The sequence below is a fragment of the Bradyrhizobium sp. BR 1433 genome (assembly GCF_051547665.1).
In the GTDB taxonomy this organism is placed as follows: Bacteria; Pseudomonadota; Alphaproteobacteria; order Rhizobiales; family Xanthobacteraceae; genus Bradyrhizobium; species Bradyrhizobium australafricanum.
In genome coordinates this window covers 4527981-4539451 of sequence record NZ_JBPUGG010000001.1, presented here as the reverse complement: position 1 = coordinate 4539451, position 11471 = coordinate 4527981, and the positions used below count along the sequence as shown (strand labels likewise).

Below are 11471 nucleotides of genomic sequence, written 5' to 3'. Positions count from 1 at the left end.
GAAAAGCGCGGCGGCCAAGAAAATTTACCGGTTGGCAACCACGACCGTATTGTCGATGCTTCCGAGTGTCAATGTGTGTCCACGTGACACCGCGCCGTTAACCACGATTCGGCCATGCAGCGGGAGGTAGAGTGTGGAAACTCGACCATTTTTAATCTTGTGCGACCCCCGGTGGTTTCTGCGCCGCAGGCGGAATTGTCGTTGTGTGACGAACATGTGTCGGTGATTCGCCTTGGGATTGATTCCCGGCAAGCCGTCTGTGATCTCTCCTCACCCGAAAGGCCAGTGGATCTGTCCCTTCCTGTCGTCACGGCTTCGCGATCACGTCGTAAGGCTTTCAGATTGCGCAACTATTCGCTTGATCCGGCGGCCATCTTGAACAGACTGGGGAGCGGCTACATCTGTGACGTCCGCTGCCGCGACATTGCGGTGGTCCATCCGCGTTGAATCACCGCAAGTTTAATTGCGACTTTCGTAGCCCTGCACTGATCCTTGGGGAGAGGGAATTGAGTTCGATTGACAGAACGGGGCGTGTGGCTCCGGTGACCGGCGTCGAGCGTCATTCGCTTCGCCGCCATGCCTCACGCGGCCTGTCGCTCAGGCCTTGGCTTGGCCTTGCGCCGATCGGGCTGCTGGCGGCGCTGGCGCTCGGCGGCTGCGACAACAAGAGCGCGCAATCGCAGGCCGCGCCTCCGCCGCCACCTGTGACCGTCGCGCAGCCGGTCAAGCGCACCGTCACCGACTGGGACGAGTTCACCGGCCGCTTCGAGGCGATCGAGGAGGTTCAGGTCCGCGCGCGTGTCGGCGGCTTCGTCAACAGCGTCGAGTTCAAGGATGGTGCGATCGTCCACGCCGGCGATCTGCTCTACATTATCGACCCGCGGCCGTTCGAGGCTGTCGTGCTGCAGGCCGAAGGCCAACTCGCTGACGCGCGCGCCAAGGGGGAGCTTGCCAAGCGCGATCTCGAGCGCGGGCTGAACCTCGTGCAGACCAGCGCGGTCTCGGAGCAGGTCGTCGACCAGCGCCGTCAGGCATTGCAGGCGGCGCGCGCCGCCGAGACCCAGGCCGAAGGCACGCTGAAGGCCGCGCAGCTCAATGTCGAATTCACCCATGTGCTGGCGCCGATCACCGGCCGCGTCAGCCGGCATCTGGTCACTCCGGGCAATCTCGTGCAGGGCAGCGAGGGCGGCGCGACGCTGCTGACCTCGATCGTGTCGCTCGATCCGATCTACATCTATTTCGACGTCGACGAGGCGACCTATCAGCGCAACAGCAAGCTGTGGTTCGAAGGCAGGCGGCCGAGCTCGCGCGACACGGCGAACCCGGTGCAGATCGCGTTGACCGGTGAAACCAAGCCGTCGCATGAGGGCAAGATGGACTTCCTCGACAACCGGCTCGACGTCTCGACCGCGACGCTGCGCAGCCGCGCGGTCGTTCCGAACAAGGATCTGTCGGTCCTGCCCGGCCAGTTCGGCCGCGTCCGCATCATCGGCTCCTCGCCCTATGAGGCGCTGCTGATCCCGGACAGCGCGGTTGCTACCGACCAGTCGCGCAAGATCGTGTTCGTGGTCAAGGACGACAACACGGTGGAGGCAAGAGCGGTCACGCTCGGGCCGCTCGACGAGGGCCTGCGCGTCGTCCGCGAAGGCCTCAAGCCGGAGGATCACGTGATCGTCGACGGCCTGCAGCGCGCCCGCGTCGGCGCCAAGGTGACGCCGAAGATGGCGCAGGCTCCGGCGGATTCCAAGCCCGCGGCAGGCGACAAGCCGGCGGCCGTTGACAAGCCCGCCTCAGGTGCCGAACCATGAATCTCGGCAGGCTCTCCATCAACCAGCCCATCCTCGCGATGGTGCTGTCGATCGTGCTGCTGATCGTCGGCGCGATCGCCTATCCGACGCTGCCGGTCTCGGAATATCCGCAAGTGGTGCCGCCGACCGTCGTCGTCACCACGCAATATCCGGGCGCCTCGGCGCAGACCGTGTCCGACACCGTCGCCGCGCCGATCGAGCAGGAGATCAACGGCGTCGAGGACATGCTGTATCTCTACAGCCAGGCGACGTCGAACGGCCAGCTCACCATCACCGCGACCTTCAAGCTCGGCACCGACCTCGACAAGGCCCAGGTGCTGGTGCAGAACCGCGTCGCGATCGCGCAGCCGCGGCTGCCCGAAGAGGTGCAGCGCAACGGCGTGACCACGCGCAAGAACTCGCCCGACATCCTGATGGTCGTGTTCATGCTGTCGCCCGACGACACGTTCGACCAGCTCTACATCTCCAACTACGCGCTGCTGCAGGTCCGCGACCAGCTGTTGCGGCTCGATGGCGTCGGCGACATCCAGATGTTCGGCGCGCGCGACTATTCGATGCGGCTGTGGCTCGATCCCGACCGGATCGCCAATCTCGGCCTGACCTCGACCGAGGTGCTGGCGGCGATCCGGGCGCAGAACCTGCAGATCGCCGGCGGCCAGATCGCCGAGCCGCCGATCGCCGATCGCGCATTCCAGCCGAACCTCGTCTTCACCGGCCGCCTCAAGGACATCAGGCAGTTCGAGGACATCGTGGTGAAGGCCGGCTCCGACGGCCGCACGGTACGTCTGCGCGACGTCGCCCGCGTCGAGCTCGGCGCGCTGTCCTACGCTACCAACAGCTTCCTGCTGCGCAAATCCGCCGTCGCGCTGCTGGTGACGCAACGGCCCGGATCGAACGCGCTCGCCACAGCCAAGAGCATCTCCGATACGATGGAGCGGATGAAGGCGAGTTTCCCGAAGGGGCTCGACTACAATATCGGCTACAACCCGACCGAATTCATCGCCCAATCGGTCCACGAGCTGATCAAGACGATCTACGAGGCCATGGCGCTCGTCGTCATCGTGGTGCTGGTGTTCCTGCAGGGATGGCGGCCTGCGATCATCCCGATCATCGCGATCCCGGTGTCGCTGGTCGGCACCTTCGCGGTGATGGCGGCGCTCGGCTTCTCGATCAACAATCTGACGCTGTTCGGCCTCGTGCTGGCGGTCGGCATCGTGGTCGACGACGCCATCGTGGTGGTCGAAAATGTCGAGCGGCATCTCGAGCACGGCATGAGCAGGCGCGACGCTGCGCTCAAGACCATGGAGGAGGTCGGCGGCGCGCTGGTCTCGATCGCGCTCGTGCTGTGCGCGGTGTTCGTGCCGACCGCCTTCCTCGGCGGCATTTCCGGGCAGTTCTTCCAGCAATTTGCGGTGACGATCGCGGTCGCGACCGCGATCTCCTGCTTCTGCTCGCTGACGCTGTCGCCGGCGCTGGCCTCGCAGATCCTGGTGCCGCATGAGGAGAAACGCCCGCCGGCACGCTGGAACATCATCGCGCGCGGCTGGGACAGCTTCACCGCGCTGTTCAATCGCGTGTTCGACCGGCTCGCCCACGGCTATGCATCGGTGGCCGACTTCGTGATCCGGCATACGGTGGTGATGCTTGCGCTCTACCTCGTACTGATCGGCAGCGCCGGCTGGCTGCTCGCGACCACCTCGCAGGGCTTCATTCCGGCGCAGGATCGCGGCTACGTCATCATCTCGGCGCAGCTGCCGGGCGCCGCGTCGCTGGCGCGGACCACCGCTGTCGTGCGCGAGATCGAGCGGATCGCGCTGGATACGCCGGGCATCGTTCGCGTCGCGGCGTTCGCCGGCTTCTCCGGTGCGACGCGCACGCAGCAGGGCAACGCCGCGGCGCTGTTCCCGGTATTCGACGAGCCGGAGGCGCGCCTGAAGAAGGGGCTGACGGCGAACGCGATCACGGCCGAATTGCGCAAGCGTCTCTCGGTGATCCAGGGCGCCTTCATCATCGTCATTCCGCCGCCGGCCGTGCCCGGTATCGGCACCGGTGGCGGCTTCACCATCCGTGTCCAGGATCGCCAGGGGCGCGGACCCGAACTGCTGGCATCCGCGACCGATGAACTGGTGACAGCCGCGCGCAAATCACCGTCTCTCACGTCGGTGTTCTCGCCGTTCACCGCGAACACGCCGCAGCTGTTCGTCGACATTGATCGCGTCAAGGCGCAGAAGCTCGGGGTGCCGATCGCCAACATTAACGACACGATCCAGACCTATTTTGGTTCGACCTATGTCAACGACTTCAACCTGTTTGGCCGCACCTATCACGTTACCGCGCAAGCCGATCTGCCGTTCCGGAAAGACAGCCCCGATCTCGCAAGGCTGCGCACCCGCAACGTCGCCGGCGACATGGTGATGCTCGGCAGCATCGTGGACTTCAAGGACGTCTCGGGACCCGACCGCGTCGCGCGCTACAATCTGTACTCGGCGTCCGAACTGCAGGGTGAGCCGGCACCGGGCGTGAGCTCGACGACGGCGCTCAACACCATCAAGCAGCTCGCCGACCAGACATTGCCGAGCGGCTTTTCGTTCGAGTGGACCGACTTGTCCTACCAGCAGGTCACCGGCGCCAATGCCGGACTCTACGTGTTCCCGATCTGCGTGCTGTTCGTCTATCTGGTGCTGGCCGCGCAATATGGCAGCTGGACCTTGCCGTTCGCGGTGATCCTGATCGTGCCGATGTGCCTGTTCGCGGCCACGATCGGCGTGCGACTGATGGGCCAGGACGTCAACATCCTGACCCAGATCGGCTTCGTGGTGCTGGTGGGGCTGGCCGCCAAGAACGCGATCCTGATCGTCGAATTTGCACGCGACATCGAGCTCGAGGGGAGGTCGCGGCTGGACGCGGTGATCGAGGCCTGCCGGCTCCGTCTGCGGCCGATCCTGATGACCTCGTTCGCCTTCATCCTCGGCGTGCTGCCGCTGGTGGTATCGACCGGTTCGGGCTCGGAGATGCGGCAGGCGGTCGGCGTTGCCGTGTTCTTCGGCATGCTCGGCGTCACCCTGTTCGGCCTGGTCTTCACGCCGATCTTCTACATGGTGGTGCGCAACCTCGCGGAAGGAAAGAACGAGGGCAAGCCGGCCGAGCCCAAGGCAACCGTGGCGGGCTGAGGGTGACACCCAACGTTCCGCAGCAGCAAGTCCTTCCCCGTCATCCTGAGGAGCCTGCGAAGCAGGCGTCTCGAAGGATGCACGGCCACCGGCCGGGCCGTCGACCCTTCGAGACGCGCGTTCCGCGCTCCTCAGGGTGACGGGAAGCTAGCAAGTGCTGTCGACGCAGCCCATACTTTTGGCTGAGCGGAAAGAGATGGGCAGGCGTGGGGTAATAAAATAATGTCGCGCCGATTTTCCTGATAGAAACTGCTGGGAGAGCATAGAATGAAGTCCGGATTTTTGGCCGCGGTCGCGGCCTGCAGCCTGATGCTTGCGGCGCCGGCGATGGCCCAGGGCGTCAAGATCGGCATCCTGAACGATCAGTCCGGCGTCTATGCCGACTACGGCGGCAAATATTCGCTCGAAGCCGCGCGGATGGCGGTCGAGGATTTCGGCGGCGAGGTGCTGGGACAGAAGATCGAGATCGTTACCGCCGACCATCAGAACAAGCCGGATCTTGCGACCGCGATCGCGCGGCGCTGGTACGAGGTCGAGAACGTCGACATGATCACCGAGCTCACGACGTCGTCGGTCGCGCTCGCGGTGCAGGAGCTGTCGAAGGAAAAGAAGAAGATCGACATCGTGGTCGGCGCGGCGACCTCCCGTATCACCGGCGATGCCTGCACGCCCTACAGCTTCCACTGGGCCTATGACACCCGCGCGCTCGCCGTCGGAACCGGCGGTGCGCTGACGGAAGCCGGCGGCAACACCTGGTTCTTCCTGACCGCCGACTACGCCTTCGGCTACGCGCTGGAGAAGGACACCAGCGACATCGTCACCTCGAAGGGCGGCAAGGTGGTCGGCTCGGTCCGCGTGCCGCTCAATTCGTCGGACTTCTCGTCCTTCCTGCTGCAGGCGCAGAGCTCGAAAGCCAAGATCATCGGGCTCGCCAACGCCGGACTCGACACCACCAACTCGATCAAGCAGGCGGCCGAGTTCGGCATCGTGCGCGGCGGCCAGAAGCTTGCCGGCCTGTTGATGACGCTGTCGGAGGTGCACGGTCTCGGGCTCGAGGCGGCGCAGGGTCTCGTGCTCACCGAGGGCTTCTACTGGGACCACGACGACGCCTCGCGCGCCTTCAGCGAGCGCTTCTTCAAGCGCACCAGCCGGATGCCGAGCATGATCCATGCCGGCACTTATTCGGCGACGCTGAGCTATTTGAAGGCGGTGAAGGCCGCCGGCACCAAGGACAGCGAGGCGGTCGCCGCCAAGCTGAAGGAGCTGCCGGTCGATGACGCCTTCGCCAAGGGCAAGGTGCTCGCGAACGGCCGCATGGTGCACGACCTCTATCTGTTCGAGGTCAAGAAGCCCTCGGAATCGAAGAAGCCGTGGGACTATTACAAGCAGATCGCCGTGGTGCCCGGCGACAAGGCCTTCTTCACCGCCAAGGAAAGCGGCTGCCCGCTGACCAAGTGAGGCGTGGCTGGCGTATCACGCAGCTCACGACACCACATCACCGTCGTCCCTGCGAAAGCAGGGACCCATAACCACCGCCTTCAATCGTAGCGTCGGGCTGGAGCCCCAGCCATCGCAAAACTTGGTCCTGTGGTTATGGGTCCCGGGTCAAGCCCGGGACGACAACGGAGTGTGTGGCGACTATTGAGGCTTCAATGCGCCAGCCGCCACACCGCGCCGCCGATCGCGCCGACCCAGAGGATGACGCAGGCGAGCGCCTGGATGGCGAAGCCGGGGCTGCGTTTTGCCACCGCTTCGCGATAGCCGATGAAATAGACGATGCGGCCGATCACCCAGATCGCGCCGACCGCCGCCGCGGCGGTATCGCCGACATAGACCGCGAACAGCCAGAGCGACGGCAGGAAGATCGGCATCCATTCCAGCGTGTTCATCTGGATGCGGTAGATGCGCTCGAAATCCGGATTGCCCGTGATCGCCGGCAGCTTGACCCCGTAGACCGCGCGGGCGCGGGCGACCTGCAGCGCGAAGAAGAAGTGCAGCGCGACCGCAAGGCAGGTGACGATGGCGGTGTAGTGGTACATGTCAGGCATTTCCTCTTTCCATTGGCCCGATGTCATGACGGGACAGCGAAGCCCGGTGTGACATGCGGCCTTGCTTTACCTCTCCTCGCGCGCGGGGAGAGGTCGGAACGCATCGTCAGATGCGTTCCGGGTGAGGGGGGACCTCGGCGAGACCAACTGTCACCGAGTACGCGGAGACGGCCCCTCACCCCAACCCTCTCCCCGTAAGAACGGGGCGAGGGAGCACAGTTATGCCGCGGCCCCATTCGGACCAATTCCGTCACGTCCTAGTACCCCGTCATCTCAAGATAGCCGATTCCGGCGTGGCTGCCTGCAAAGCGGATCGGACCTTCCCAATAGGGGAAGCTGGTTCCCATCCAGGCCTTCGGATTGAGCGGCGTGGTCTCGATGGCAAGGCCGCGTGTGGGCAGGCTGACGCGCCATGCCGTCGGCAGCTTGCGGCCGTCGATCTCGGTGATTGTGACAGGCACGATGCTGTTGCCGCTGGCGGCGATCTCGGCCGAGCGGCCGTCCGGCGTGATCCAGTTGCCGAACAGGTTTTCGCGGCCGTCCTTCTGGCGCAGCCGGTACAGCATCAGCTTCTCGTCGCCGGGCAGATGCAGCGAGAACCAGTCCCAGCCGGTCTGGTCGGCCGCCAATGGCTGGCTGCTCCATTCGCGATCCATCCAGGCCACGCCCGTGACGTCGATCGGTCTGTCGTCGATCACGATGCGGCCGGACGCCTTGTAGAACGGCTGGCTGTAGTAATAGGAGGCCTGCCCGCGATCCGACTTGCGGCTGTAGCCGTGATCGCCCTGCAGCACCAGCGCGCGGTCGGCCTCGAGCAGGAGCGCGGTGCTGAAGTCGGCGGCGAAAGCCTTGAGCTCAAGCGGCGCGACGCGCTGCGCATCGAACGCATCGCGCCCGCGCAGCTCCCAGGCGTCGATCCAGGCGCGGAACGGCGTGGCTTCGACCGCGGCCTGCCCGACGCCGCCGCGGGCAAAGGTTTCGCTGAAGCGGTGCGTCCCGGCGCTGGTCACGGCGGCGTGGCCCATCCAGAGCTGCTGATTGGCCCAGCCCTCGGCCGGTCCGCCCGCTTTCATCGCCTGGCGGAACAGCGTCCATTGCGCGCCATAGGCCGCGCCGCTCGTGTCGGACAGGTTTGCGGTCACGTACCACCACTCGATCCGGAATTCCGGATGCGGGCCGTGGTCCGCGGGGAACGTGAATGGCTTGGCCGGCGTGACGGCGGCAAATCCTTCCGCGGTCTCGCCGAACCCGGCGAAGCCCTGCGCGAACGTCTTGCCGCCGAGCGCCAGCCCCAGCGCACCGCCGGCAAAGGCGCGACGGGTGATGGTGCCGCTAGCGCTCATTGACAAAGATCCTGATCAGGCTGGCCGGCTGCATGCGCGCCAGCCTGGCGACCGGAAGCGCCGCGGCACAGAATGCGGCGGCCAGCGCCACCGCGAGCAGCTCGATCAGTTGCAGCGGGAAAACGTGGAACGGCAGCCGCCAGCCGAACGCCTTGACGTTGACGATCGCAAGCAGGCACCACGCCACCAGCAGGCCGAGCGGCAGCGCGAACAGCGCGGTGATCAGCGCGACCGCCATGGTCTTCAACAGTTCGAGCGCGGCGAGCCGCCGCCGGGTCAGGCCGATCGCCCACAGCGGCGCCAGCTGCGGCAGCCGCGAATTGGCCAGCGTGAGCAGGCTGGTCAAAAGCGCAATGCCGGCGACGCCGAGCGTGAAGGCGTTGAGCGCGGCGGTCACCGAGAAGGTGCGGTTGAAGACCCGCTTCGATTCCGTTTTCATCCTGGCCTGGTCGGCGATGTTGCGATCATCGAGACCGAATTTCTCCTGTAGCGCGGTGATTAGCGGTGCGATCTTATCCGGTGCCACGCGGAGGCCCATCCGTGTCATTGGTGTCTGCGGGAAGCGCCGGGTCAGCGCGGCGAAGTTGACCGCGATCTGGCCCTTGGGGTTGCCGTAATCGGCATAGATGCCGACGATCTCGAGCGGCCAGTTGCCGCCGGGGGCGGGTACCTCGATATGATCGCCGATCGCCAGCTTCATCCGCCGCGACAGCTGCTCGCTGACGAGGCAGGTGTCGCCGGGCCGCAGCCGAACCCACGCATTTGCGACGCTTTCGAGCAACGGCCAGCTGTCGCGATAGGTGGCGTGGTCGGGCAGGCCGAGCACCTCGATCGGCGCGCCGTCGAGCTGGGTGTCGGCGCGGCCGCCGGGCAGGATGGCCTGAACCTCGGGCCGATCGCGCAGCCAGGCCTTGATCTCCTTTGCCTGCTGATCGCTGGCGGCGCTGATGTAAACGTCGGCGGCGAGCCTTCCGTCGAGCCAGACCAGGAAGGTGCGGTTGAAGCTTTCCACCATCGGTGCCGACGCCGACATTGACCGCGAGCGCAAGCAGCAGCGCCATCAGCGCCAGCGACAGTCCCGACAATTGCTGGCGGTCTGTCGGCCCAGAACCAGATGCCGACCGGCGCCCGCGCGCTGCGCTGCCCGAAGGCCAGCGCAATCTGCAGGACCATCGGCAGGATCAGCGCCGCGCCGAGCATCAGCGCGGCGAGCACGGCGAAGCCCGCGATCAGGAAATCGCCGAACCAGATCAGGCCCGCGGCGACCGCGAACACTGCGAGCGCGGCCGCACTCTGGATGATCAGCCAGCGCCGCTGCGCCTGCTGCCAGGCCTGCGGCTGCGCCGTCGCCAGCACCGGCATCCGGATCGCCTTGGCAAGGCTCGCGGCCGCCGCGGCGAGCGCGCCCAGAATGCTGATGGCGATGCCGGCGAACCACCAGACGGGTTTGAGCGAAAGCTGTCCGGGAATCTGCGCGCCATAGAGCCCGCGCAGCGAGGCCGCGACATCCGGCAGCAAGGCAGCCGCGATGAAGTAGCCGCAGACGAGGCCGATGAGGCCGGCGACCAGCGCCAGCGACACCAGCTCGATCACCAGCACGGTGTTGAGCATTCGCGCCGAGACGCCGCAGGCGCGCAGCGTGCGCAGCATCGGCAGCCGCTGCTCGAAGGCGAGGCCGATCGCGGAGTTGACGATGAACAGGCCGACGAAGAACGACAGCAGGCCGAACGCGGTGAGGTTGAGATGAAAGCTGTCGGTGAGGCGTTCGAGGTCGCTCTCCGCGCTCGGCTCGACCAGGCGGAGCTTGTCACCCGCCACGCTTTCCAGCGCTGTGTGCGGCGCTTTGGACGTGCCGACCAGCAGGCGGGAGACCTGGCCGGGCATCTTCAGGATGTCCTGCGCGATGCCGATATCGACGATCAGCGCGCCGGGCGCGAGCTCGGCCTGCACGAGCAGCGGCGGCAAGCTCGTGCCGTTGGCCTCTGGCCGCTCGCCTTCCTTGAGGCCGAGATCGCGCAGCGTTTCGCCCGCCACCAGCATTTCACCCGGCGGCGTGACGAAGGACTGCAGGCTGCCGCGTCCGACCGTCGGCGCGTTGCCGACCTCGGACGGTAGCGTCACCGGCTCGACGCCGAGCAGGCGGAAGCTGCGCCCGTCGATCTGGACCCGGCCCTCCAGCATCGGCGACACCGGCCAGCCGGCACGGCGCAGATCGACGAACAATGCTTGCGGAAGGTCGCGCTGTCCCTGGCGACCAGCATTGCAGTCCGCGACCCGCCGAAGGTCGCGGCGGCGCGGTCATAAGCGATGCGGGCCTGCTGGTTCAGCGCCTGCACGCCGCTCCACAGCGCGGTGGCCGAGATCAGTCCGATCAAGAGCGTTGCGAGCTGCATCGGATGCCGCCGCCAGTGGCTGAGCAGCACCGCGAGGATCCACAGCGCGCGCCTCATGCGACGATCCCGGCATGGCAGGGTGACCTGGCGGTCGAGCGTCGCGGCGAGCCGCGCGCTGTGCGTGACCATCAGGAAGCCGCAGCCGGTGCGGGTCACCAGATCGCGTGCCAGTGCCAGCACCTCGTCGGCGGTGTCCTCGTCGAGATTGCCGGTCGGCTCGTCGGCGAGCAGCAACAGCGGCTTTGGCGCCAGCGCGCGGCCGATCGCGACGCGCTGCTGCTGACCGCCGGACAATTGCTCGGGATAGCGCCTGAGCAGGCTTCTCAGGCCGAGGCGCTCGACCAGTTCGTCGTGCCAGGCGGCGTCATGCCGGCCGGCGATGCGCGACTGAAACACGAGATTGTCCGCGACCGTCAGGCTCGGGATCAAATTGAATTGCTGGAAGACGAGGCCGAGCCGGTCGCGGCGTAATTCGGCGCGGCCAGCGTCGTTGAGGTCGGAGACGACGGTGTCGGCGAGGGCGATCTCGCCGCTGTCGGCGGCATCGAGCCCCGCGATCAGATGCAGCAGCGTGCTCTTGCCGCTGCCGGATTCGCCCGATAGCGCCACGCTCTCGCCGGTCGCAACGGCAAGGTCGACGCCGCGCAGCACAGCGACGTCTTCGCCGGCAGAGCGGTAACTCTTGGTCAGTCCGGTGACGCGAAGCACT

The 11471-nt window shown here is 66.2% G+C and carries 5 protein-coding genes and 2 pseudogenes; 3 read left to right on the top strand and 4 right to left on the bottom strand.

Annotation, left to right across the window (positions count from 1 at the left end; all coding sequences use genetic code 11):
• Window positions 1-590: 590 nt before the first annotated feature.
• The 3 genes from ACSKB9_RS22070 (at window position 591) to ACSKB9_RS22060 (ending at window position 6436) form a co-directional block, all read left to right on the top strand.
• Window positions 591-1808, top strand: coding sequence for an efflux RND transporter periplasmic adaptor subunit (locus ACSKB9_RS22070; protein WP_438080340.1), 1218 nt, complete (start codon window positions 591-593; stop codon window positions 1806-1808).
• Complete coding sequence (locus ACSKB9_RS22065) at window positions 1805-4978, top strand: efflux RND transporter permease subunit (protein WP_225642972.1); 3174 nt, start codon at window positions 1805-1807, stop codon at window positions 4976-4978. Before ACSKB9_RS22070 ends, ACSKB9_RS22065 begins: the two co-directional genes overlap by 4 nt.
• 267 nt (window positions 4979-5245) lie before the next feature.
• Window positions 5246-6436: an ABC transporter substrate-binding protein gene (locus tag ACSKB9_RS22060; protein ID WP_057021219.1), complete on the top strand. Its 1191-nt coding sequence runs from the start codon at window positions 5246-5248 to the stop codon at window positions 6434-6436.
• A 191-nt stretch (window positions 6437-6627) separates the two neighbouring features.
• Here ACSKB9_RS22060 and ACSKB9_RS22055 read toward each other — a convergent pair whose 3' ends face one another.
• The 4 genes and pseudogenes from ACSKB9_RS22055 to ACSKB9_RS22040 form a co-directional block, all read right to left on the bottom strand.
• Complete coding sequence (locus ACSKB9_RS22055; protein WP_438080339.1) at window positions 6628-7017, bottom strand: MAPEG family protein; 390 nt, start codon at window positions 7015-7017, stop codon at window positions 6628-6630.
• A gap of 266 nt (window positions 7018-7283) precedes the next feature.
• On the bottom strand, window positions 7284-8369 hold the full coding sequence (locus ACSKB9_RS22050) for a lipocalin-like domain-containing protein (protein ID WP_438075711.1): 1086 nt from the start codon (window positions 8367-8369) through the stop codon (window positions 7284-7286).
• Window positions 8359-10819, bottom strand: a pseudogene (locus ACSKB9_RS22045) (FtsX-like permease family protein). The gene ACSKB9_RS22050 and the pseudogene ACSKB9_RS22045 overlap by 11 nt, the downstream one beginning before the upstream one ends.
• Window positions 10816-11470 (bottom strand): annotated as a pseudogene (locus tag ACSKB9_RS22040) (ABC transporter ATP-binding protein). The pseudogenes ACSKB9_RS22045 and ACSKB9_RS22040 overlap by 4 nt, the downstream one beginning before the upstream one ends.
• Window position 11471 lies beyond the last annotated feature (1 nt).